The organism is Nonomuraea sp. CA-141351, assembly GCF_050944675.1.
Taxonomy (GTDB): domain Bacteria; phylum Actinomycetota; class Actinomycetes; order Streptosporangiales; family Streptosporangiaceae; genus Nonomuraea.
Genome location: NZ_CP191982.1, coordinates 9,721,379 through 9,744,452 on the forward strand (window position 1 = coordinate 9,721,379; position 23,074 = coordinate 9,744,452).

A 23,074-nucleotide genomic window follows, 5' to 3' on the forward strand; every position below is an offset into this window, starting at 1 on the left:
TGCTTACGGGATGAGTTCTGGTCACATGAGGTAGCGCAGCCACAGGTAGGGCGCGACCAGCGTGACGGTGACCGCGGTGACGATCAGGCCGTACTTGGTGAACTGCCAGAAGCTGATGGGGGTGCCGTTGCGGGCGGCGATGCCGAGCACCACGACGTTGGCGGCGGCGCCGACGGCGGTGGCGTTGCCGCCGAGGTCGGCGCCGAAGGCCAGCGCCCACCACAGGACCTGGCCGGGCCCGTTTCCGCCGCTGGCCTGGACGAGGTCGGCCACGATCGGGCTCATCGTCGCCACGTAGGGGATGTTGTCCACGATCGCCGACAGCACGGCCGAGGCTCCCAGCAGCCCCATCGTGGCCAACCCCAGCCGTCCGCCGGTCGCCTCGACGGCGGCCTGGGACACCTGGCCGATGACGCCGGTCTCGACCAGCGCGCCGACCATCACGAACAATCCGGCGAAGAACACCAGCGTGGGCCACTCCACCTCGGCGATGGCCTGCTCGGTGGTCACCTTCGTCGCGGCCACCAGCACACCCGCCCCCAGCAGCGCGACCACCGACGGCTCGTAGTGCAGCACCGGGTGCAGCACGAACGCGGCCATCACCAGCGCGAGCACCGCCAGTGACTGCCACAGCAGCCGCCGGTCGGCGATCGCCTCGCGCTCGTCCAGCGCCATGATCTCCTCGGCCCGCTCGGGGTCGTAGCGGAAGGACCGCCCGAACATCAGCCAGCACAGCCCGACGAACACCGCCATCAGCGCGATAACCATCGGCGCCATGTGGAGGAGGAAGTCGTTGAAGCTCAAGCCCCCGCGGCTGGCGATGATGATGTTCGGCGGGTCGCCGACCAGGGTGGCCGCGCCGCCGATGTTGGAGGCCATCGCCTCGGCGATCAGGAACGGCGCCGCGTTGACGGCCAGCCGCTCACACACCAGGAACGTCACCGGCGCGATCAGCAGCACCGTGGTCACGTTGTCCAGCAGCGCGGACGCTCCGGCGGTGATCAGCACCAGCAGCACCATGAGCCGGAACGGCCGCCCCTTGGCGCGTTTGGCGGCCCAGATGGCCAGGTATTCGAAGACTCCGGTCTGCTTCAGCACGCCGACGATGATCATCATGCCGAGCAGCAGGAAGATGACGTTCCAGTCGATGCCGGTGTGTTCGGAGAAGAACGCCGCCTGCGCGCCGGTGGCGTGCAGGGCCAGCATGATCCCGGCGCCGCCGAGCGCGGCGGCGACGCGGTGGATCTTCTCGGTGGCGATCAGCGCGTAGGCGGCCAGGAACACGGCGACGCTGACCCAGGCGAGCATGTTCACGGCGTGAGCACCCGGTCCAGCAGTGCCTGCAGCGTCACCGCGCCCAGCAGGTGCCTGTCGCCGACGATCGCGACCAGCGGGCTGCGGGTGCGCGCCATCAACGCGGCCACCTCCAGCACCGTGGCCTCAGGGTCGGTGACCGGCAGCTCGCGCCGCTCCCGCGGCAGTGCCTCGCGTACGGTGCGACCAGCCAGCGCGTTCAGGAAGGCATCGGCGTGCGCCTCGTCCACCACCCGGGCCAGCGCCGGATCGTCCAGGCAATAACCGGGCACGGCCAGCCGCAGCACCTGAGTGCCGGGCAGGACGGTGACCGGCAGGCCGTCGCCGTCGACCACGATGAGACCGGGCAGATCCTGATCGGCCAGCAACCGGGCGGCGTCGATCACGGGAGAATCGAGACCGACAGCGGGGAAGTCGGCAAGAAGATCACGTGCGCGCACTGGGACATCCTTCAGGCAACGGGACAAGGACCTGCCGACCAGACTTCCCGGCGCACCTGCAGACAACGTATCAACAACCGTCAAGATCGCACAGGCGGGGATCGCCTGCTCACGTGAGACTCTGCGGCGCTGTGGTGTCGCGGTACCCGTCAAGAACGCGTCTGTCGCCTCCGGCAGCGCCGCTGTTATGGTGAGCGCGGTGGGCCGGGAAGTCTGGTCGGCAAGATCGTCACTGATCCCGACCGGAGGCCTCCCATGATCTTCTCCACGCGGTGCCCCTGATGGGCACGCTGCTGACGGCGTTCGCGGCCGTGCTGCTGCTGGCTGTGCTGCTGTCAAGCCTGGCCCACCGCACGATCTTGTCCACCGCCGCGCTGTTCCTGGTGGCCGGGTTCGTGCTGGGCGACGGCGTGCTGGGCGTGGTCTCGCTGTGGCCCGGCGACGACCTGGTCGCCACGCTGGCCGAGCTGGCGCTGTTCACCGTGCTGTTCACCGACGGCATGCGGGTGGGCTGGACGGACCTGCGCAGCGCCTGGCGGCTGCCCGGCCGGGCGCTCGGCTGGGGCCTGCCGCTCACCCTGGCTATCACCGCGCTCGGCGCGCCTGGGCTGGATCGAGTCGCTGCTGATCGGCGCGATTCTCGCGCCCACCGACCCGGTCTTCGCCGCCGCGCTGGTCGGCAACGAGAAGGTGCCGCCGCGGCTGCGGCAACTGCTCAACGTCGAGTCCAGCGTCAACGACGGCCTGGCGCTGCCGTTCGTCATCCTCTTCCTGGCCATCGCCGCCGGGTCGGCCGACCTGCACCTGGGTGAGCTGGGCATGGAACTCGGCCTCGGCGTCGTCATCGGCGTCGCCGTCCCGTGGGCGGCGATCAAGCTGGAGCAGATGCGCTGGTTCGCCGCCTCCACGGTCTACGAGCCGCTCAACGCCCTGGCCATCGGCCTGCTCGTGCTCGCCGTCGGCAAGGCCACCCACGGCAACCTGTTTTTGGCCGCGTTCTCGGCCGGCATCACCGTGGCCACCTTCGGGCCGCGGCAGCGCGCCTCGTTCGAGCACTTCGGAGAGCTCATCGCCGAGGTGTTCAAGCTGGCCGCGCTGCTGGTGTTCGGCGCGCTCATCACCCCGTCGCTGCTGGGGTCGGTCGGCTGGACCGGCTGGCTATTCGCGGTGCTCGTCCTGGTCCTGGCCCGGCCGGCGGCGATCTGGCTGTCGTTCCTGCGATCGGGGCTGTCGGTGCGCGAGCAGGCGGCGGTGGCCTGGTTCGGCCCGAAAGGCTTCGCCTCCGTCGTCTACGGCCTCCTGGTGCTCGCCTCCGGCATCGCCGCCGGACAGCAGGTCTTCCAGATCGTCGCCGTGACCATCGTGGTCTCGATCCTGCTGCACTCCTCCACCGACATCGTGGTGGCCCGCTGGTTCGACGACGAGCGCGAGGTGCCGGCCTGGTACGGCAGCCTCACCCGCAAAAAACGCGGGCGAGAGTGAACCCGCAGGCTCGTCCCAGACCTCCGCGCGCCCCCGCGCCCGGAGGCGTGACCCCTTCACCTGATGGAGCTGGAGCTGCGGCCGCGTGGTCCTGCTCGGCGACGCCGCCTGGTGCGTCACCCTGTTCGCCGGCTACGGCTCCGCCTTGGCAGTCGGCGGCGCCGACCGGCTCGGCACCGAACTGGAGCGCCACCCGGGCGACATCGGCGCCGCCCTGGCCGCTTGGGAGGCGGCGCTGCGGCCCGAGGTCGACAAGAAGCAGAGGCTGGGCCGCCGGGTCAAGGGCGTCTACGCGCCCGCCAACCCCCTGCTGCTGTGGCTGACTCAGCTCCCGTTGCGCCTGGCTGCCCTTCCGCCGGTGCGCCGGTACATGACCCGCCGCTTCATCAAGGGCTGAACACGCATGGAGGGGCCGCCCTCCAAGGTGGGCTGTCCAGCCGTGTTGAGAGCCGATATCAGAGATCGCCCGCAAGCTGGTCATTCCCGCTGGGAAGAAAACGGCATGCGGCTCCCGCACCGTTGCGCCCCGCTGCACGCCGACCTCGTCCAGCCACGCCACACTGGCGACAATGCCTGGCTCATCGACCGCCTGAGCCACGATATGGCGGTGGGGCCGCTCAGCGCCGGTCTGTCCGTCAGTATCTCTGGAACGGGCAGGCTGGTGCGGCGGATCCGGCGCTGCTACCGTCGATCGTGGAGCGCCGGGAAGTCTGGTCGGCAAACGTCGTATTGGACCGGCTTCAGGAGGCGCCCCCATGGCGAGCAGTCCTGCTGTCTTCATCAGCGGCCTGACCAAGCGGTACGGCAAAGTCCGCGCACTGGACGGGCTCGACCTCACCGTCCACGTCGGCGAGGTGCACGGTTTCCTCGGCCCGAACGGCTCGGGTAAAACCACCACGCTACGTATCCTGCTCGGCCTGCTGCGCGCCGACTCCGGCCACACCGAGTTGCTCGGCGGCCATCCGTGGCGGGACGCGGTCGAGCTGCACGGGCGGCTCGCGTACGTGCCTGGAGACGTCGTACTGTGGCCCACGCTGTCCGGCGGTGAGGCCATCGACCTGCTCGGACGCCTGCGCGGCGGCCTCGATCGGCGGCGCAAGGCTGCCCTGCTCGAACGCTTCGACCTCGACCCCACGAAGAAGGGCCGCGCCTACTCCAAGGGCAACCGCCAGAAGGTCGCCCTGATCGCCGCCCTGGCCTCGAATGTCGAACTGCTGCTCCTCGACGAGCCCACCTCCGGCCTGGACCCGCTGATGGAGGCAGCCTTCCGCGAGACCATCCGCGAAGAGCGCGACGGGGGCCGTACCGTGCTGCTGTCCAGCCACATCCTGTCCGAGGTCGAGGCGCTGTGCGACCAGGTCACCATCATCCGCGACGGGCGCGCGGTCGAGACCGGCACGCTGGCCCAGCTGCGCCACCTCACCCGCACCTCGGTCACCGCCGAGCTCGACCGGATCCCCGACGGCCTGGCCGGGCTGGAGGGCGTGCACGACCTGGCCGTCAACGGCTCCCAGGTCCGCTTCGGCATCGACGCCGAACACCTCCAGAGTGCACTGCGCCTGCTCACCGACTCCGGCATCCGCCAGCTGACCTGTCAACCGGCCACGCTGGAGGAGCTGTTCCTGCGGCACTACCAGGTCGCGGCATGACCGGCACGCTGACGCTGGTGCGGCTGGCGCTGCGCCGCGACCGCGTCGTGCTGCCCGTCTGGATCGTCACCATCATCGGGCTCCTCGCTGCCAGCGCCTCGGCCATCGCCGAGCTGTACCCGCAGGCGGCCCAGCGCATCGCCCTGGGCGTCACCATCGGCTCCGCCCCCGCGCTGCAGGCACTCACCGGGCCGGTCTTCGACGCGACGTCGGTCGGCGGGCTCACTGCCTGGCGGACCACCACCATGGCCTCGGTGTTGGCCGCGTTGATGAGCATTCTCGTGGTGACCCGGCACACGCGCGCCGACGAGGAGACCGGCCGGGCCGAGCTGGTCGGCGCCTGCGCGGTCGGCCGCCACGCGCCCCTGGCCTCGGCGATGCTCGTCGCCGGCGGCGCGAACCTGCTCATCGTGCTCCTCATCGCGATCTCCCTGGCCGGTCAGGGACTGCCGGCGGCGGGCGCGCTGGCGTTCGGCCTGGCCGTGGGCGGCGTGGGTTGGACGTTCACCGGCGTCGCGGTGCTGGCCGCGCAGCTAAGCGAGCATGCCCGCACCGCGGGCGGCATCGCCGCCGCGACCCTCGGATTGGCCTTCCTCCTGCGCGCGCTCGGCGACGCAGCGAAGGTGGAGACGCTCGCCTGGCTGTCCCCACTGGGCTGGGCGCAGCGGATGCGGGCGTTCGCCGGCGAGCGCTGGTGGGTGGCTGCCTTATTCGCTGTCACGGGGTTGGTCCTGATGGCGGTAGCCGCTCTGCTGGCCAGTCGGCGGGACCTCGGTGCCGGGCTGGTGCCGCCGCGTCCGGGCCCGCCGGACGCGGCTGCCTCTTTCAGGAGCCCGCTGGCGCTGGCGTGGCGGCTGCAGCGCGGCGGCCTGCTCGGCTGGGCGATCGGCTTCGCCGTAGTGGGGGCGATGTTCGGCGCGCTGGCCTACAGCGTCGGCGACATCGTGCGCGACAACCCGCAACTGGCCGAGCTGCTGGCGCGGATGGGCGGCGGCGCCAGTGCGCTGACCGACACGTTCCTGGCAGCCGAGTTGGGCCTGCTCGGCCTGGTCGCGGGCGGTTTCGCCGTCCAGGCGACGCTGCGGCTTCAAGGCGAGGAGTCCGCGATCCGGGCCGAGCCCGTCCTGGCCACGGCCGTGGCCCGATGGCGCTGGACGGCTGGCCATCTGGCCGTGGCGTTGGGCGGCAGTACGCTGATTCTCGCCGCAGGCGGGCTGGCGGCCGGACTGGCGCATGGTTTCCGGATCGGCGAGCCGACCCGTCAGGCCGTACGCCTGCTGGGTGCGGCACTGGTCCAGGTGCCCGCCACGTGGACGCTGGCAGGGATCGCGATGCTGCTGTTCGGGCTGCTGCCCCGGCTGAGCGCGCTCGCATGGGCCGCGCTGGTGGCCTTCGCCCTGCTCGGCCAACTTGGCGAGCTGCTCCAGCTCGATGAATGGGTCAGGGATCTGTCGCCCTTCGTGCACGTCCCACCGTCCTTGGGCCGGCCGCTGGACGTGAGCCCGCTGCTGTGGCTGGGCGCGGTCACCGCGGCGCTCTCGCTGGCCGGGATCGCCGCCTTCCAGTGGCGTGACCTGCGAGGAGACTGATCGTGCCGCTCCTGATCGTCCTCAGCGTGCTGGGGCTGGCCGTGCTGGCCTTCGCCGCGGATCAGCTGGTGCTCGGCTCCGGCCGGTTGGCAGAACGCCTCGGGCTGGAGCCCGTCGTCGTGGGCGTGGTCGTGATCGGGTTCGGCACCAGCGCACCCGAGCTGGTCGTGGCCGGTACGGCCGGGCTCCACGGGCAGGCGGAGCTCGCGGCGAGCAGCCTGGTCGGCTCGAACATCATCAACCTGACGTTGATCCTCGGCGTCGGCGGCCTGACCACCGCCCTGGCTGTCCGCTCCTCGGTGTTGCGGCGGGAGGCGCCGCTGTCGGTGGCGGCCGTCACGATCTTCGCGATCATCCTGTTGTACGGGCTCAGCCCGGCGGCCGGAGTCGTACTGGCCGCGGCCTTGATCGGGGCGGTGGTGGTGCTGCTGCGTTTCGCCCGCGCCACTCCCCGCGACGTGGTCGCTGCGGAGACCACGGACTACCTGGACACCTCCGTACGGCCGCGGCTGGCCGTCGAAGTGCCACGCACGCTGGCCGGTCTGGCCGGGACGTTGCTGGGCGCGCATCTGCTCGTGGCCAACGCCTCCGAGCTCGCCGTGCGGGCGGGAGTGTCACCGACCCTGGTCGGGTTCACCCTCGTCGCGCTCGGGACCTCACTGCCCGAACTGGTCACCTCCATCCAGGCCCAGCGCCGCGGCGACAGCGACCTGCTCGTCGGCAACCTGCTCGGCAGCAACCTGGTCAACAGCCTCGCCGGTGGCGCGATCATCGCGTTCACCACCACCGAACCGCCCACCATGGCGCCTGCTGTCATCGCCGCGATGGCAGGAGTCAGCGGGATCACCTGGGCTCTGCTGGCCCGCGGCAAACGACTCAGCCGCAGGGAGTCGGTCCTGCTGCTCGTCCTCTATGTCGCGCTTCTGCCGTTGATCGCGTGAACGGCGCCCGACCAGGGCTACCCGGATGAACCCCGAAGGAGGAGCCGAGGATGAACGATCTTGACGCGCGAGGAGGACTCCCATCGTCGGCAGGCCGAGGATGGGCCATCACGATGACGATGCGGTCCGGCACTGGAGCATGGAGGGCACGGTGACGATGACCACTCTCGAGAGAGCCACCGCGATGGCACATCTGCCGCCGGGTCCGATGGAGTATCGGCTGGAGCCTCGCGGCCGGGCTGCGATCATCGTGTTCCACGGCGGGCACATGCGGGCCGGTCTCGCGCTGGGCGAAGAGAGCCTGTGAAAGAAGGACCAGGTCCGGGCGTCAAGAAGTCGTCAATATCCGTATTTTTGGCGTCTGAAAGCCGTATGGGCCACTGTCGAACCAGGTAATACGGGGTAAGGCTGGCCATCGTGAAGAGGCTCGTCCGCGACTTGCCGAAGCGACTGCTGGTTGGCCGCCCGCTGCGAAGCTCCCAACTCGGTGAGACGCTACTGCCCAAGAAACTTGCCCTGCCGGTCTTCTGCAGCGACCCGCTGTCGTCCAATGCCTATGCCACTGAGGAGATCCTCCTCGGACTGAGCCTGGGCGGACTGGCCCTGCTCCACCTGACTCCGTGGGTCGCGCTCACGGTGATCGTGCTGCTCGTCGTGGTGGTGGCCTCCTACCGGCAGACCTGTCACGCCTACCCCAACGGCGGCGGGGCGTATGCGGTCAGCCGGGCCAACCTGGGCCGCAACGCCTCCCTGGCCGCGGCTAGCGCCTTGCTGGTCGACTACGTCCTGACCGTCGCGGTGTCCGTGGCCGCGGGCGTGGCCAACGTCGTCTCGGCGATCCCGGCGCTCGCGCCGTACGCGGTGCAGCTGTCGCTGGCGATGGTGGCCCTGCTAGCGCTGATGAACCTGCGGGGGATCAAGGAATCAGGAACGGTCTTCGCGATCCCCACCTACGGCTTCATCGCCGTCGTCTTCACGATGATCATCTGGGGGGCGGTGCGCATTGCGACCGGGCAGACCCCAGTGGCCGAATCGGCCGGCTTCGATATCGCGCCCACCCATCAGACAACCGGCCTGCTGGCCGCGATACTGGTGCTGCGGGCGTTCTCCCAAGGTTGTACCGCGTTGACCGGCGTGGAGGCGGTCAGCAACGGAGTGCCCAATTTCAAACCGCCCAAGAGCCGCAACGCCGCGGCCACGCTCGCGATCATGGGTGGTGTCACCATCGCGATGTTCGCCGGCATCACCGCGCTCGCGCTCGTGTCACAGGTACGCGTCGCCGACTCGGTCGAGCATCTGATCGGTGCTCCCCAAGGATATGAGCAGAAGACCGTCATCACGCAGGTGGCCGGGGCCGTGTTCGGCGCAGGATCGGTGCTGTTCTACCTGGTCGCTGCGTTCACGGCGGCGATTCTCATCCTCGCGGCCAACACCGCCTACAACGGCTTCCCCATCTTGGCCTCGATCCTCGGCGAGGACGGCTTCTTGCCCAAGCAGTTCGGCCGCCGCGGTGACCGGCTGGTCTTCAGTAACGGCATCGTGCTGCTGGCCCTGCTGGCCGGCGTGCTGATCTGGGCGTTCGACGCCAGCACCACCCGGCTGATCCAGCTGTACATCATCGGCGTGTTCGTCTCCTTCACCCTCAGCCAGGCTGGCATGGTCCGGCACTGGACCCGGCTGCTGCCCACCGCACCGGATCCGGCCGCACGCCGGGCCATTCACCGTGCCCGCCTGATCAACGCGGTAGGTGCCAGCTTCACCGGCCTGGTCCTGGTCATCGTACTGATCGCCAAGTTCGCCCAGGGCGCGTGGATCGTCGTGATCGCCATGCCGCTGGTCTTCGCCATGATGAAAGCGATCCGGCGACATTACGATCACGTCGCCGCGGAGCTGAGGCCCGGTCCTGAGGTCGTGACGCTGCCCAGCCGCGTCCACGCCGTCGTCCTGGTCTCCACCCTGCACGCCCCCACCCTGCAGGCGCTGGCCTTCGCCCGCGCTATCCGGCCGACCACACTGACCGCGCTCACCGTCCAGACCCGGCCCGAGGAGACCTCTGCGCTGGAGCGCGAGTGGAGCGAGCGGGACATCCCGGTTCCGCTCACCGTGCTCGATTCGCCCTACCGTGAGATCACCGGACCTGTCCTGGACTATGTGACGCGCATCCGCCGCAAGAGCCCGCGCGATCTTGTCGCCGTGTTCGTTCCCGAATACGTCGTCGGCCGCTGGTGGGAGCAACTCCTGCACAACCAGAGCGCCCTGCGGCTCAAGGCACGGCTGCTGTTCCGGCCCGGCGTCATGGTCATCAGCGTTCCTTGGCAGCTCGGCTCCGCCGAAGCCGCCTTCGCCCGCCACCCCGACGAACAGGCAGCTATCGAAGCCCACACCACCCAGGGGGCATGATGCGTGGCCAGAGGTGGGCGACCGAGCTGGCCATAGCGGCGGGTTTTGCAGGAATTGCCCTGGGCTGTTCCGTGGCCGCGCTGCTCTTTCCGCCGCAGTCCCAGACCGAGCGGTTGATGGTGGTCGCGATGGCGGTCTTCCTGGTCTCCGCGCTGGCAAGGAATATGATCGCCGCCCTTGCCACCGGAGCGATGGCCTGGCCGTTCCTGAACGGCTTCCTGGTGAACACGGCCGGCCAGCTTGCCTGGCACGGCAATGATGACCTCATCCGAGTTGCGACTCTCATCTCCGCCGCCGTGTTCGGCGCAATGATCGGCCGATCCAACGCGGCTCACCATCAGGCGCAGGCCCGACCCTCGACCCACCTCACGTCGATCGACAGGTCGCAACATACGACTTCGTACGACACCGCACCTCCGTACGGCAGCGAAGTGCCCCAAAGCAACCAACCAGTGACCGTGCAGCGCCCTCAGCACCCCCCGAGCCAGAGCGGATAGGACTGCTCCATCCCTCCATAACAGCTTCGGCTGCCCTAGCGGACACACAACACTGACGACCGGATGATCAGCCCAGCACGCCATAGCCGATCCCAAGCGCGCGACCAGCCGCAGTGTCATGCTGATCACTTCGCGGCCGCGGGTCCTCCAGTCCGAGGCGAGCTCATCGGAAAGGAGGGCGGGCCATCCCGGACTGCCCTGTCAGCGGCGGCGCGGGTCTGCGTCGCTACGTACCGAATTCGTCGAACTGGTGGTCACGCTGACAAGGCGAAAGTACTCGGCCACATGAACTCTGAATGAGCTTGTACAGCCTGCGCCGCCGCGACAACGGACAGCCCTGAAGTGATCAACGCTTGCCGACCACGTGGTGCCATCGCCTGTCCAGCTCGCTGACCGCCTTCCTGGCGATCCACCTGTGCCGCAGTTCGCGAAGCCATGACAACGCCACCCGGGTCCCCATGCTCATCGAGAACGCGGAGAGCATGAAGCCGAAAACGATCTGCACCGGTCCTATCGGCCCGGGCGCTGGTCGGCCTCGCGGATCGAGCCAGATACGCGTTTGGGTGTCGGAGACGCGGTCCAGCGGTGTCCGTACGCTGCCGCTCTGCTGCACACCGGCCGCATCCCACCAGGTAACGTCGGCCACGATGGCGTGCTCATCGACCACCTGAGCCACGACCTGACGGTAGGTGGCCTGATAGGCGTGCAGCGCCCCGACAAGCAAGACGGAGACCAGCACGCCGACGACGCATCCGGCCACGAGCGAGATTACGGTCGTGATCGTGTGTGGTCGGACCCAAGTCCGGTGGACGGCTGTCCCCAGGGATGTAGCACCGGGCATTTGGAATGCTCCTACGGGGATTTCTCTTCATGATCCCTCAAGGACGAGCCGTTCACGCCCACTCATACGGAAGCCTGACGCCCATTTAACGCATGCCTACGCAATAAATACGCTGCCCGCCCTGCCACCCACCTCTGCTGAGGTCTCGGCTGCACACAGTGAGCGCCGCCCGTCGCTGCTACCGTTGCCGTCGAAGACCTGCTCCGGCCTTCGGCTCTACGCCAACCGCCGGTACCGGCGCCCGTGATGGAGCATCACGGGCGACGCCACCTTGATGAGGCCGGTTCTTCGCTGGGTCGGTTCCGCTGGCGGCGCGATCTCGGCTCTGGATAGCGCTGCCGGCGCAGGGGCGTAGAGGCCGCGTCAATAATCAGGCTCTCGCCGTATGAAATGCGTCAAGAACGGAAGAACCCGACAAAATCCGGGATTTGCTTGCCTTGTGGTCGTCCGAAGTAGGGGCGGCCGAACATAGATGTCCTGTATCTGAGGAGTGGGGATGACGGACGTCATCTTCGTCGCCCTGACGATCGCGGTCTTCGTGGTCTTGGGGCTGGTCATCAAGGCGGTGGAGCGGCTGTGAGTGCCGTCAACGCCGCCGGTCTCGTCGTGGTCACCGGTCTGGTGATCTTCATTGTCGCGGCCCTGCTGTTCCCGGAGCGATTCTGATGTCCCCGACCCTGGCCGGGATCACCTTCATCGGCTCCCTGCTGCTCGCCCTGGCGCTGTGCTACAAGCCGCTGGGCGACTACATGTACCGCGTCTACACCGGCACCAAGCACTCCCCTGTCGAGCGGGTGATCTACCGGCTGCTCGGCGTCAACCCCGACGGCGAGCAGCGCTGGGGCGTCTACGCCCGCAGCGTACTGGCGTTCTCGCTGGTGTCGATCCTGTTTCTGTACGGCCTCCAGCGACTGCAGAACCACCTGTTCCTGTCCCTGGGGATGAAGCCGGTGGAACCCGCGCTGGCCTGGAACACCGCGGTCAGCTTCGTCACCAACACCAACTGGCAGGCCTACTCGGGCGAGTCCACGATGGGCCACCTGGTGCAGACCGCGGGCCTGGCCGTGCAGAACTTCGTCTCCGCGGCCGTCGGCATGGCGGTGGCGATCGCGCTGGTACGCGGGTTCGCCCGCAAGAAGACCGACACGCTGGGCAACTTCTGGGTGGATCTGGTCCGCGGCACGATCCGCATCCTGCTGCCGATCGCGTTCGTCGCCGCTTTGGTGCTGGTGGCCGGTGGGGTGATCCAGACCTTCGCGGACCACAGCACGTGGACGACGCTGACCGGCGGCGAGCAGACGTTCACCCCGGCCGCGGCTGCCTCGCAGGAGGCGATCAAGGACCTGGGCACGAACGGCGGCGGCATCTTCAACGTCAACTCGGCCCACCCGTTCGAGAACCCGACGTCGTGGACCAACTGGCTGGAGATCTTCCTGCTCCTAGTGATCTCCTTCTCCCTGCCGCGCACCTTGGGCCGCATGGTCGGTGACAACCGGCAGGGGTACGCGATCGTCGCCGTGATGGCCAGCATCTTCCTGATCAGCGTGACCCTGACCAACTGGGCCGAGTTGTCCGCGGGCGGCACGGTGCCGCAGGCCATCGGCGCTGCGATGGAGGGCCGCGAGACGCGCTTCGGCGTGTCGAACTCCGCCCTATTCGCCTCGTCGACGACACTCACGAGCACGGGTTCGGTGGACTCGTTCCACGATTCCTACACCGCGCTCGGCGGCGGCATGCTGATCTTCAACATGCTGCTCGGCGAGGTGGCGCCCGGCGGCGTGGGCGCGGGCCTGTACGGCATCCTGATCCTGGCCGTGATCACGGTGTTCGTGGCGGGCCTGATGGTCGGCCGCACCCCCGAGTACCTGGGCAAGAAGATCGGCGCCCGCGAGATCAAGCTGGCCTCGCTGTACTTCCTGGTCACGCCGGTGCTGGTGCTGGCTGGCACGGCCGTGGCGATGGCCACCGAGACCGGCCGCGCGGCCATGCTGAACGGTGGCCCGCACGGCCTGTCAGAGATCCTGTACGCCTACACCTCGGCGTCCAACAACAACGGCTCGGCCTTCGCCGGGGTCAGCGTGAACACTCCCTTCCACAACGCCACGCTCGGGTTGTGCATGGCCTTCGGCCGCTTCCTGCCGATCGTGCTCGCGTTGGCACTGGCCGGATCGCTGGCCCAGCAGGCGCCCGTGCCCGCCTCCGCCGGCACCCTGCCCACCCACCGGCCGCAGTTCGTCGGCATGGTCGTCGGCGTGACGATCATCCTGGTTGCCCTGACGTTCCTCCCGGCGCTGGCGCTCGGGCCGCTCGCAGAAGGAATTCGCTAGACATGTCCACGCAGACAGTGCATGCGCCGGGCCGTACCCCTGCTCCCAAGGGCGGCAAGGTGGGCGGTGGGCTGCTCGACCCCAAGCAGATGATCAAGTCATTGCCGGACGCGCTGAAGAAGCTCAACCCGGCCAGGATGTGGCGCAACCCAGTGATGTTCATCGTCGAGATCGGCGCCGCCTTCACCACCGTCCTTGCGATCGCCGAACCGTCCTGGTTCGCCTGGGCCATCGTCGCGTGGCTCTGGTTGACGGCCGTATTCGCGAACCTGGCCGAGGCGGTGGCCGAAGGCCGGGGCAAGGCGCAGGCCGCCACGTTGCGGGCGGCCAAGCGCGACACCACCGCCCGCCGCCTGAAGAACCCCGGCGACCACAGCCAGTGGGACGTGATCGGCGCGTCCGAGCTCCAGCAGGGCGACTGTGTGATCGTCGAGGCGGGGGAGATCATTCCTGGTGACGGCGACGTGGTCGAAGGCATCGCGTCGGTGGACGAGTCGGCAATCACCGGCGAGTCCGCCCCCGTCATCCGCGAGTCGGGAGGCGACCGCTCGGCTGTGACTGGCGGCACAAAGGTGCTGTCCGACCAGATCATCGTGCAGGTTACGCAGAAGCCGGGTGAGAGTTTCGTGGACCGGATGATCGCACTGGTGGAGGGGGCGAACCGGCAGAAGACGCCGAACGAGATCGCGCTCAACATCCTGCTCGCCGCGCTGACGATCATCTTCCTGGTCGCCACCGCGACGATGCAGCCTCTGGCGATCTTCTCCAAATCCATCAACCCGGGCGTAGGCGACTCGCTGGCACTTGCCGGCGACGGCGTCACCGGGATCGTGCTGGTGTCGCTGATCGTCTGCCTGATCCCAACCACGATCGGCGCGCTGCTGTCGGCGATCGGCATCGCCGGCATGGACCGCTTGGTCCAGCGCAACGTCCTGGCCATGTCCGGGCGCGCGGTCGAGGCCGCCGGTGACGTCTCCACGCTGCTGCTGGACAAGACCGGCACCATCACGCTGGGCAACCGGCAAGCCTCGGAGTTCGTCCCGGTGGACGGCGTCACGGAGAATGCGCTCGCGGAGGCGGCCCAGTTGTCCAGCCTGGCGGACGAGACGCCTGAGGGCCGCTCGATCGTCGTCTACGCCAAGCAGCAGTATGGCCTGCGCGAACGCCAGCCGGGCGAGCTGGCCCACGCCGCGTGGGTGCCCTTCACCGCCCAGACCCGCATGTCCGGCGTCAACCTGGACGGGCGCGAGGTCCGCAAGGGCGCGGCCACCGCGGTGATGAAGTGGGTACGCGATGCCGGCGGCCACGCCACCGACCAGGTCGGGCACATAGTGGACGGCATCTCCGGCTCCGGCGGCACCCCGCTGGTCGTCGCGGAGAAGGGCCGGGTGCTCGGGGTGATCCGCCTCAAGGACGTGGTCAAGGAGGGCATGCGGGAGCGCTTCGACGAGATGCGCCGGATGGGCATCCGTACCGTCATGATCACCGGCGACAACCCGCTGACCGCCAAGGCCATCGCCGACGAGGCGGGAGTGGACGACTTCCTGGCCGAGGCCACCCCCGAAGACAAGCTGGCGCTCATCAAGAAGGAGCAGGAAGGCGGACGGCTGGTCGCGATGACCGGCGACGGCACCAACGACGCGCCCGCGCTGGCCCAGTCCGATGTCGGGGTGGCGATGAACACCGGCACCAGCGCGGCCAAGGAGGCCGGGAACATGGTCGACCTCGACTCCAACCCGACCAAGCTCATCGAGATCGTCGAGATCGGTAAGCAGCTGCTCATCACCCGCGGGGCGCTGACCACGTTCTCGATCGCGAACGACATCGCCAAGTACTTCGCGATCATCCCCGCGATGTTCGCGGCGGTCTACCCGGGCCTGGACGCCCTGAACGTCATGCGCCTGGCCAGCCCGCAGTCGGCGATCCTGGCCGCGGTCATCTTCAACGCACTGGTGATCGTCGCGCTGATCCCGCTAGCCCTGCGCGGCGTGCGCTACCGGCCTTCCAGCGCCTCCAAGCTGCTGTCCCGCAACCTCTACGTCTATGGCCTGGGCGGGATCATCGTCCCGTTCATCGGCATCAAGCTCATCGATCTGCTGATTCAGTTCCTTCCGGGGATGTCATAAATGGACCGCATGCCCAGCTGGGTCCGCCAGCACGTCGCCGCGCTCCGCGCGCTGCTCGTGCTCACGGTGGTCACCGGCATCATCTACCCGCTGGTCGCCACCGGCGTGGCCCAGGCGCTGTTCAACAACAAGGCCAACGGCTCGCCGATCGAGAAGGACGGCAAGACGGTCGGCAGTGCGATCATCGGCCAGTCCTTCACAGACGCCGACGGCCCGGTCAAGAAGTACTTCCAGTCCCGCCCGTCGGCCGCCGGCGACGGCTACGACCCGACCTCGACCAGCGCCAGCAACCTCGGCCCCGAGGACGTGATCGACACGCAGGACCGGAAATCGCTGCTCACCCAGGTGTGCGCCCGCTCCAAGGCGGTCGGCGAGCTGGAGGGCGTCAGCGGCGCCCGCCCGTACTGCACGCCGGACGGTGTCGGCGCGGTGCTCAAGGTTTTCCCCGACCATGCTGTCAGCGTCAACCAGGCCTGCCCCGCCACCTCCTTCATCGCCGCCTACCAAGGGCTGCGGGTAGAGTGCGCCAAGCCGGGCGAGGACTACGCAGCCGGAAAGACCGTCCCGGTCCGCGGCAACGCGGGCACGCCCGCTGTTCCGGCCGATGCGGTCACTGCCAGCGCCTCCGGCCTGGACCCGAACATATCGCCTGCCTACGCCGAACTGCAGGCGCCCCGCGTGGCCAGAGAGCGCGGGCTGCCGCTTGACCGCGTGAAGGCATTGATCGCCGCGCACACCACCGGCCGCGCTTTGGGCTTCATGGGCGAACCCGCCGTCAACGTGCTCGAACTCAACCTCGCACTCGATAGGGCCTGACATGCGCGGGCGGCTACGGGTCTACCTCGGGGCGGCCCCCGGGGTGGGCAAGACGTACGCGATGCTCGGCGAGGGCCGCCGCGCCCTGGAACGCGGCCGGGACGTGGTCGTGGGCTACGTCGAGACCCACGGCCGCCCCCACACCGCCGCCCTCCTGGAGGACATGGAGGTGATCCCCCGCAAGACGCTGGTCCACCGGGGGGCCACCTTCACCGAGCTCGACACCGACGCGGTCATCGCGCGCCGGCCGAAGGCGGCGCTGATCGACGAGCTGGCCCACACCAACGTGCCAGGCTCGAAGAACGCCAAGCGCTGGCAGGACATCGACGAGATCCTCGACGCCGGCATCGACGTCGTCTCCACCGTCAACATCCAGCACCTGGAGTCCGTCAACGACGTCGTCCACCAGATCACCGGCATCCCGCAACGCGAGACCGTACCGGACGAAGTGGTGCGGCGCGCGAACCAGATCGAGCTGGTCGACATGTCCCCCGAAGCCCTGCGCCGCCGCATGGCCCACGGCAACGTCTACGCCCCGGAGAAGGTGGACGCGGCACTGTCGAACTACTTCCGTGTCGGCAACCTCACCGCTCTGCGCGAGCTGGCCCTGCTGTGGGTCGCGGGCAAGGTCGACGACCAGCTCGACCGCTACCGGACCGAGCACGGCATCGCCGCCACCTGGGAGACCCGCGAGCGCGTCGTGGTGGCACTGACCGGCGGCCCGGAGGGCAACACCCTGGTGCGCCGAGCGGCCCGCATCGCCGCCCGCACCAAGGGCGCCGACCTGCTGGCCGTCCACGTCACCAGGGCCGACGGGCTGGCCGGGGGCGGGCCGGCCAACCTGGCCCGCCAGCGTTCCCTGGTCGAGAGCATGGGTGGCACCTACCACCAGGTCGTCGGTGACGACATTCCCCGTGCCCTGCTGGACTTCGCCCGCGGCGTTAACGCCACCCAGCTCGTCCTCGGCGCATCGAGAAGGGGCCGGTTCGCCCAGATCTTCTCTCGCGGCGTCGGGGTGGAGACCACCGCTCTTTCCGGTCCGATCGACGTCCACCTGGTCACCCACGAGGAGGCCAAGAAGGGCCGCGGACGTCCGGACCGGTCCCGCGCCGCGTTGACCAGTAAGCGCAGGCTGGCTGGATGGGCAGCCGCAGCGGCGGGTCTGCCGCTGCTGACCGCCGCCCTTTCACCTCTACGGGACGTGCTCTCGCTGCCCAGCCAGATTCTGCTGTTCCTGTGCCTGGTCATCGGCGTCGCCCTCATCGGTGGCACGTGGCCCGCCCTCACCGCGGCCGTCGGCGGCTTCCTGCTGCTCAACTGGTTCTTCACCCCGCCCCTGTACACCTGGACCATCGCCGATCCGGAGAACTTCCTCGCACTTACCGTGTTCGTGCTGGTGGCAGCTGCGGTGAGCTCGATCGTCGACCTGGCAGCGCGCCGTACCAGGGAAGCGGCACGCGCCCGTGCGGACGCCGAGGCGCTGTCCACCCTGGCCGGGCACGTTCTCCGTGGCGAGGCCGCGCTGCCGTCGCTGCTCGGCCGGCTGCGCGAAACGTTCGCCCTGGAGTCCGTCACCCTGCTCGAACGCCTCGGCGAACCCACCCCCGACGACCAGTCCGAGGCCGCCGCCTGGCGCATCATCGCCAGCTCCGGCACCGCCCCGTGCACTGCGCCCGCCGCGGCCGACACCGACGTGACGATCAGCGACAGGCTGGTGCTGGCCGTCCGCGGCCGGCTGCTGGACGCCAGCGACCGGCGGGTGCTGGAGGCCTTCGCCGCCGAAGCCGCCGTCGCGCTCCGCCAGGAACGCCTCCAAGCCGAGGCCGAACAGGCCAGACCCTTGGCCGAGGCCGACAAGATGCGCACCGCCCTGCTCGCCGCCGTCAGCCACGACCTGCGCACCCCGCTGTCAGCCGCCAAGGCCGCCGTCGAGAGCCTGCGCAGCCACGACGTCACCTGGACGCCCGAGGACCGCGAGGAACTATTGGCCACCGCCGACGAATCCCTGGACCGGCTGGACCGGCTGGTGGAGAACCTGCTCGACATGAGCCGCCTGCAGGCCGGCGTGCTCGGCCTGGCGCTCCAGCCCATCGCCTTGGATGAGGTCGTCCCCCGCGCCATCGACGACCTCGGCCCGCTCCGTGACCGCGTCGAGGGTGACATCCCCCTCGACTTGCCCGAGATCGAGACCGATCCGGCGCTGTTGGAACGGGTGCTGGTCAATCTGATGAGCAATGCCGTCCGCTACAGCCCGCTGGATCAGAAAGTGCTCATCACGGCCAGCTGGCACGATGATGTGGTCGAGATCCGCGTGATCGATCGCGGTCCTGGCATCGCGGCAGAGGCCTATGAGCGGGTTTTCCTGCCGTTCCAGCGGCTTGGCGATCGCCCCAACGGTACCGGCGTCGGGCTCGGCCTGGCCCTGTCGCGTGGGCTCACCGAGGCCATGGGCGGCACGCTCGAACCCGAGGAGACCCCCGGCGGCGGTCTCACCATGATCATCAAGATGCCCATCTCATCCCGGGCGGTGACACCATGACCAAGATCCTCGTTGTCGACGACGAGCCGCAGATCCTGCGCGCGCTGCGCATCAACCTGGCCGCCCGCCACTACGAGGTCGCCGTCGCCGCGGACGGCGCCTCCGCCCTGCGCCAGGCCGCCGACTGGCAGCCCGACCTGGTTGTGCTCGATCTCGGCCTGCCCGACATCGACGGCGTGGACGTCATCCATGGACTTCGCGGCTGGACCCGGATCCCCATCGTGGTGCTGTCCGGCCGGGCCGGAAACCAGGACAAGATCGAAGCACTGGACGCCGGCGCCGACGACTACGTGACCAAACCGTTCAGCATCGAGGAATTCCTCGCCCGAATCCGAGCTGTCTCCCGCCGCGCCGCCGTACAGGAAGCCGAGCTGTCCAGCATCAAGGTCGGTGACCACACGGTGGACCTGGTCGGAAAGACGATCTCCGGAGGCGTGCGGCTCACCCCCACCGAATGGCACATCCTGGAGGTCCTCCTGCACAACCCCGGCAAGCTCATCCCCCAGCGATACTTGCTGACCGAGGTATGGGGGAGCAAGCACGTCAAGGAAACGCACTACCTGCGTCAGTACATGGCCCAGCTGCGCAAGAAACTCGAACGCGACCCCGCTCGCCCGCAACACCTGATCACTGAACCGGGCATGGGCTACCGCTTCACTCCCTGATCACGCTCCAGCGTGATCTCCCGGTAACCATCCTTCGGAACGGGCTCCGAAGACAAGGCATGCCATCGTCGCCGGCGTGACCTGGCAGGACGAGGCCGGCGTGCCGCGTAGCGGCATGGTGCGGCTACCGCTGGACCACCTTTCCGACACCCGCGCCCAGATCTGGCTCGACCGCCAGGGACGAGTGGCGCCGAGACCGCACGGCATCGTGGAGATCATCTTCGGCGTCCTGCTGGCCGGGCTCCTGGCGGGCTGGTCAACCTGGTTGGCGTCGTGGCGACTTCGCCTGCTGCGGCATTGGTGGGTTGCCGCAAGAGCGGTCAAGACGCTGGAAGAGCAGTGGCACGACCTGAACCGTGAACGTCGCTCGCCGCCGGATCCGCGCATGTGATAGCGGCACGTCCGCATGACTTGCGGCCGGTGCGACCCGGGGCTCGGAATCCCGGGCTATGTGGCGGCTGTTGCGATGTGTCTTGGTGCTGTTTCTTGCGGAGTGCCGCTGCCCGGCCTGCTCCTGCGATCCCAGGGCATGGCCAGGACTAGCAGCGGGATCACCAGAATCGAGCTCATGGCCCACCACGAGTGATGGGCGGCCCAACCGGTGTGGTCGAACTGGGTGAGGTAGATGTAGCCGAGCCCGGCCCACAGCGCGCAGGCCGCGAGCGCGGTCTGGCTCCAGCGGGTCGGACGTGCGATCAGGAAGGGGACGAACCACAGCAGGTACTGAGCGCCCAGCCGCGGCGTCACCACCATGAACGCCAGCAGCATCGCCGACGTCAGATCCACCGGATCGCCGCGACGCCACAGCCAGAAGACGATGATCAGGACGGCATAGATGAGCGCCTGGCCGATCGTCGCATAGGTGGGTTCCAACGCCCAGTTGCCACCCGTCAACCAAGCCGTCCAGCCCCATTCCCCGACGATGGGTCGCACCCAGCGCAGCATCGCCACCACCTCGGGCAGCCGAGAGACAGGTGTACCCGCCCCCAGAGGAAGCGTCACGAAGAACAGCAACGGAACCGCGCCGGAGGCCAGGAGCGCGACAAGGCGCTGCCGCCAGGTCGTGAGCATCAGCAACAGGACAGGCAACAAGACGATCGGCCAGCTCTTGGCGGACAGGGCAAGGCCGAACAAGATCCCGGCAGCCGGCCCTCGGCCGGAGCGGGCAGCGAGATAGGCGCCGACCAGGAACACCAGGGAGACCGGTTCCACCTGACCATGGATGGAGGCGACCATCACCGCGAGCGGGCAGCAGGCGTACTGGAAACGCCGCAGAGCCTCCTGATCCCGGCCCGCGAGCCTGCCGACCAAGATGACCAGGATGACATCAGCAACCACCGTGACCAGCCGTCCACCCACTTCCCAGGGGATGCCGGCGGCCAGGGTGGCGGCGTAGGCATAGGGGATCATCGGCAGGAACCGCCACGACCCGTCGGTGGACAGCACCGGATCCTCGTGCCGCAGGATCGCCTCTCCAGCGGGCTGGAAGCTCTGCACGAAGTCGACCGGCTGCCACTCTGCCACGGCGGCGATGGCCAGGATGGCCAAGCGCAAGCCCACGGCCGCGAGGAGCGTCGTGCGCAGGGAGGGACGCCAGCCATACCGTTGCGCGGCGATCGCCAGGATGAGCCCCGCGGCAAGGAGGACAGCGGTAAGGATCGGCTGGTTCACGCGATGCCGCCCAGCATGGGAGCGGAAATGGGATACATGGTGATCTGCATTTCGTCTTGTCGGAAGCCTCTGCCCTCACGCCGACCAGACTTCCCGGCACACCATGTACGCCCGCGAAGACATACGTGGAGAAAGCCTACAGGACCATGGCGATCACGCCGGCCGTGCGGTCATGGTTTCGCATAGGACTGTCGTATGAGGCGAACGCGGGTTACAGTGACGGCGGTGCGCCGGGAAGTCTGGTCGGCAAACAGCTGTCGATTCCCCTGGAGGCACCACGTGGCGAGCCGCCCCTGGACGCATCAGGCTGGTACGGCTCGGCTGATGGCCGCCTGGCCGTTCGTCATGATGGGTGTCGTGTCCGGCGTCGATCTTCTGGCCGGACCTCAGTACGGATATCTGTCGCTGCTCGCCTTGGGGCCGGCGTTCGCGAGCCTGGTCGGGCGGGTCCGCCGGACGGTTGTCATCGGGCTGGTGGCCTTGGCGCTGTCCTTGCTGCTGGGGGTCTATGACGAGCTGTTCGGAACGCGGCAGGGCAATCTGAGTCTGATCTCCATCGCGGGGGTGACAGCGGCCGGCGTCCTGGCGGCGATGGGACGGCAGCGACGCGAACGAGAACTGGCCAGTGTCCGGTCGGTGGCGGAGGTGGCACAGCGGGTTCTGCTGCGGCCGGTGCCGCGCCGCGCCGGGCACTTGCGTGTCGCCGTCTCCTACACCTCCGCCAACGCGGAGGCGCGCATCGGGGGGGACCTGTATGAGGTGGTGACAGGGCCGACCGGGGTACGGGTGATCGTCGGCGATGTGCAGGGCAAAGGACTGGAGGCGGTGGAGAGCGCGGCGACGGTGCTCGGCGCGTTTCGCGAGGCCGCCCACGATGAAGCCGATCTGCTCGGAGTGACCGAACGACTGGAGCGGGCGCTGAACCGGCGGCTGTCGGGCGAGGAGTTCGTGACGGCGATCGTCGCCGAGGCCGACGCCGGCGGGACCCTGACATTGCTCAATTACGGTCATCCAGCCCCGCTGCTGCTACGCGCCGACGGGGCAGTTGTTCTTGTCGAACCGGACGACTTCGCCGCGCCGCTCGGGCTGCCTGATCTCCAGGCACAGCGGCCGACGCCGCACCAGATCGCTTTCGAACCTGGCGACCAGATCCTTTTTTACACGGACGGGGTGATCGAGGCACGAGACCGGCTGGGCTGCTTCTATCCGCTAGCGGAGCGCTCGTACCTGCTGGACGGCGATGACCCGGAGGCGGCGTTGGAGAAGCTCCGCCTGGATCTGGTGGCCCACGTCGACGGGCCGTTGCAGGACGACGCGGCGATGTTGCTCCTACGCTGTAGGGAGCCCTGGCAGGCGGAGACTCCTCGACAAGGACGTGCGGTACAGAATGGCGAGAGGTATCCCGATTCCCGGGCCGCCATCACATCCACAAGTGATACACAAGCTGTCCCAGATCCGGATCGATCCACTGTCCGGGGATAATGCCGTCCTGGACGTCGCCCGCCCTAGCTGTTTGTTGCCGGCCACCGTCAGCGGTATGCCCCAGCCTGGCAACTGAGCCGACAAGCCGGGTGTCCTGGCATCCAGCCCGACCACACTGGCCCGACCACACCGGTTCGTGCCTGCTCACCAGGGTGCACGAACACCTCGAACGCGTCTCAAACTGCCGCGCCAGGGGCCGGGCACACGGGCGGCGGGTTCACGAAGGAGAGCAGCGGGATGGAATCGCATACGATTCGGTCTCCCTGCGCCTGGTGGACGTCAGCGTAGGCCACCG

At 68.6% G+C, this 23,074-nt stretch carries 20 protein-coding genes; 16 read left to right on the forward strand and 4 right to left on the reverse strand.

Going from position 1 to position 23,074, the window contains the following annotated elements:
* Window positions 1-21 precede the first annotated feature (21 nt).
* Together ACQPWU_RS45575 and ACQPWU_RS45580 are read right to left on the reverse strand one after the other, a co-directional pair.
* Complete coding sequence (locus ACQPWU_RS45575) at window positions 22-1,308, reverse strand: ArsB/NhaD family transporter (protein WP_433445451.1); 1,287 nt, start codon at window positions 1,306-1,308, stop codon at window positions 22-24.
* A gap of 2 nt (window positions 1,309-1,310) precedes the next feature.
* Window positions 1,311-1,754 carry a CBS domain-containing protein gene (locus tag ACQPWU_RS45580; protein WP_433432048.1) on the reverse strand — a complete coding sequence of 148 codons (444 nt, stop codon included), beginning with the start codon at window positions 1,752-1,754 and terminating at the stop codon, window positions 1,311-1,313.
* Window positions 1,755-2,390: 636 nt separating this feature from the next.
* On the opposite strand from ACQPWU_RS45580, the gene ACQPWU_RS45585 reads away from it, so the two are divergent.
* The 8 genes from ACQPWU_RS45585 (at window position 2,391) to ACQPWU_RS45620 (ending at window position 10,312) form a co-directional block, all read left to right on the forward strand.
* Complete coding sequence (locus ACQPWU_RS45585; RefSeq protein ID WP_433445452.1) at window positions 2,391-3,236, forward strand: cation:proton antiporter domain-containing protein; 846 nt, start codon at window positions 2,391-2,393, stop codon at window positions 3,234-3,236.
* Between the two features lie 85 nt (window positions 3,237-3,321).
* Window positions 3,322-3,633, forward strand: coding sequence for a hypothetical protein (locus ACQPWU_RS45590; protein WP_433432050.1), 312 nt, complete (start codon window positions 3,322-3,324; stop codon window positions 3,631-3,633).
* 358 nt (window positions 3,634-3,991) lie between these two features.
* Window positions 3,992-4,885, forward strand: a complete 894-nt coding sequence (locus ACQPWU_RS45595; RefSeq protein ID WP_433432052.1) for an ATP-binding cassette domain-containing protein — start codon at window positions 3,992-3,994, stop codon at window positions 4,883-4,885.
* Complete coding sequence (locus ACQPWU_RS45600) at window positions 4,882-6,474, forward strand: ABC transporter permease (RefSeq protein WP_433432055.1); 1,593 nt, start codon at window positions 4,882-4,884, stop codon at window positions 6,472-6,474. The genes ACQPWU_RS45595 and ACQPWU_RS45600 overlap by 4 nt, the downstream gene beginning before the upstream one ends.
* Window positions 6,475-6,476: 2 nt before the next feature.
* A complete protein-coding gene (locus tag ACQPWU_RS45605; RefSeq protein ID WP_433432058.1) occupies window positions 6,477-7,415 on the forward strand; it encodes a sodium:calcium antiporter in 939 nt (312 codons plus the stop codon).
* Window positions 7,416-7,572: 157 nt separating this feature from the next.
* The gene (locus ACQPWU_RS45610; protein ID WP_433432060.1) at window positions 7,573-7,722 is read left to right on the forward strand and encodes a hypothetical protein; all 150 of its coding nucleotides are present in this window, start codon (window positions 7,573-7,575) and stop codon (window positions 7,720-7,722) included.
* A gap of 110 nt (window positions 7,723-7,832) precedes the next feature.
* Window positions 7,833-9,815 (forward strand): amino acid permease, encoded by a 1,983-nt coding sequence (locus ACQPWU_RS45615; protein ID WP_433432061.1) that lies wholly within the window; start codon window positions 7,833-7,835, stop codon window positions 9,813-9,815.
* A complete protein-coding gene (locus ACQPWU_RS45620) occupies window positions 9,812-10,312 on the forward strand; it encodes a hypothetical protein (RefSeq protein WP_433432063.1) in 501 nt (166 codons plus the stop codon). Before ACQPWU_RS45615 ends, ACQPWU_RS45620 begins: the two co-directional genes overlap by 4 nt.
* 346 nt (window positions 10,313-10,658) lie before the next feature.
* On the opposite strand, the gene ACQPWU_RS45625 is transcribed toward ACQPWU_RS45620, so the two are convergent.
* Window positions 10,659-11,051, reverse strand: a complete 393-nt coding sequence (locus ACQPWU_RS45625) for a hypothetical protein (RefSeq protein ID WP_433432065.1) — start codon at window positions 11,049-11,051, stop codon at window positions 10,659-10,661.
* 678 nt (window positions 11,052-11,729) lie between these two features.
* Between ACQPWU_RS45625 and kdpF the strand changes: the two genes are divergently transcribed.
* The 7 genes from kdpF to ACQPWU_RS45660 all read left to right on the forward strand — a co-directional run bounded on the left by kdpF (window position 11,730) and on the right by ACQPWU_RS45660 (window position 20,017).
* A complete protein-coding gene (gene kdpF, locus ACQPWU_RS45630) occupies window positions 11,730-11,819 on the forward strand; it encodes a K(+)-transporting ATPase subunit F (RefSeq protein ID WP_433432067.1) in 90 nt (29 codons plus the stop codon).
* Window positions 11,819-13,480 (forward strand): potassium-transporting ATPase subunit KdpA, encoded by a 1,662-nt coding sequence (gene kdpA / locus ACQPWU_RS45635; RefSeq protein WP_433432068.1) that lies wholly within the window; start codon window positions 11,819-11,821, stop codon window positions 13,478-13,480. Before kdpF ends, kdpA begins: the two co-directional genes overlap by 1 nt.
* A 2-nt stretch (window positions 13,481-13,482) precedes the next feature.
* A complete protein-coding gene (kdpB, locus tag ACQPWU_RS45640; RefSeq protein WP_433432070.1) occupies window positions 13,483-15,606 on the forward strand; it encodes a potassium-transporting ATPase subunit KdpB in 2,124 nt (707 codons plus the stop codon).
* A complete protein-coding gene (locus tag ACQPWU_RS45645) occupies window positions 15,607-16,422 on the forward strand; it encodes a potassium-transporting ATPase subunit C (protein ID WP_433432073.1) in 816 nt (271 codons plus the stop codon). It begins immediately after the preceding gene.
* Between the two features lies 1 nt (window position 16,423).
* Window positions 16,424-18,961: a DUF4118 domain-containing protein gene (locus ACQPWU_RS45650; protein ID WP_433432075.1), complete on the forward strand. Its 2,538-nt coding sequence runs from the start codon at window positions 16,424-16,426 to the stop codon at window positions 18,959-18,961.
* The gene (locus ACQPWU_RS45655; RefSeq protein ID WP_433432077.1) at window positions 18,958-19,626 is read left to right on the forward strand and encodes a response regulator; all 669 of its coding nucleotides are present in this window, start codon (window positions 18,958-18,960) and stop codon (window positions 19,624-19,626) included. Before ACQPWU_RS45650 ends, ACQPWU_RS45655 begins: the two co-directional genes overlap by 4 nt.
* Window positions 19,627-19,702: 76 nt before the next feature.
* Complete coding sequence (locus tag ACQPWU_RS45660; protein ID WP_433432078.1) at window positions 19,703-20,017, forward strand: hypothetical protein; 315 nt, start codon at window positions 19,703-19,705, stop codon at window positions 20,015-20,017.
* A 56-nt stretch (window positions 20,018-20,073) separates the two neighbouring features.
* On the opposite strand, the gene ACQPWU_RS45665 is transcribed toward ACQPWU_RS45660, so the two are convergent.
* On the reverse strand, window positions 20,074-21,297 hold the full coding sequence (locus tag ACQPWU_RS45665; RefSeq protein ID WP_433432080.1) for a glycosyltransferase 87 family protein: 1,224 nt from the start codon (window positions 21,295-21,297) through the stop codon (window positions 20,074-20,076).
* A 324-nt stretch (window positions 21,298-21,621) separates the two neighbouring features.
* Here ACQPWU_RS45665 and ACQPWU_RS45670 point away from each other — a divergent pair, with 324 nt between their 5' ends.
* Window positions 21,622-22,779: a PP2C family protein-serine/threonine phosphatase gene (locus tag ACQPWU_RS45670; protein ID WP_433432082.1), complete on the forward strand. Its 1,158-nt coding sequence runs from the start codon at window positions 21,622-21,624 to the stop codon at window positions 22,777-22,779.
* Window positions 22,780-23,074 lie beyond the last annotated feature (295 nt).

Excerpts from the sequence above, each read along its gene's own strand:
- ACQPWU_RS45575 (WP_433445451.1), bottom strand. The coding sequence starts at position 1,308 with ATGCTCGCCTGGGTCAGCGTCGCCGTGTTCCTGGCCGCCTACGCGCTG.
- ACQPWU_RS45595 (WP_433432052.1), top strand. The coding sequence starts at position 3,992 with ATGGCGAGCAGTCCTGCTGTCTTCATCAGCGGCCTGACCAAGCGGTAC.
- ACQPWU_RS45600 (WP_433432055.1), top strand. The coding sequence starts at position 4,882 with ATGACCGGCACGCTGACGCTGGTGCGGCTGGCGCTGCGCCGCGACCGC.
- ACQPWU_RS45610 (WP_433432060.1), top strand. The coding sequence starts at position 7,573 with ATGACCACTCTCGAGAGAGCCACCGCGATGGCACATCTGCCGCCGGGT.
- ACQPWU_RS45620 (WP_433432063.1), top strand. The coding sequence starts at position 9,812 with ATGATGCGTGGCCAGAGGTGGGCGACCGAGCTGGCCATAGCGGCGGGT.
- kdpA (WP_433432068.1), top strand. The coding sequence starts at position 11,819 with ATGTCCCCGACCCTGGCCGGGATCACCTTCATCGGCTCCCTGCTGCTC.
- kdpB (WP_433432070.1), top strand. The coding sequence starts at position 13,483 with ATGTCCACGCAGACAGTGCATGCGCCGGGCCGTACCCCTGCTCCCAAG.
- ACQPWU_RS45645 (WP_433432073.1), top strand. The coding sequence starts at position 15,607 with ATGGACCGCATGCCCAGCTGGGTCCGCCAGCACGTCGCCGCGCTCCGC.
- ACQPWU_RS45650 (WP_433432075.1), top strand. The coding sequence starts at position 16,424 with ATGCGCGGGCGGCTACGGGTCTACCTCGGGGCGGCCCCCGGGGTGGGC.
- ACQPWU_RS45655 (WP_433432077.1), top strand. The coding sequence starts at position 18,958 with ATGACCAAGATCCTCGTTGTCGACGACGAGCCGCAGATCCTGCGCGCG.
- ACQPWU_RS45670 (WP_433432082.1), top strand. The coding sequence starts at position 21,622 with ATGGCCGCCTGGCCGTTCGTCATGATGGGTGTCGTGTCCGGCGTCGAT.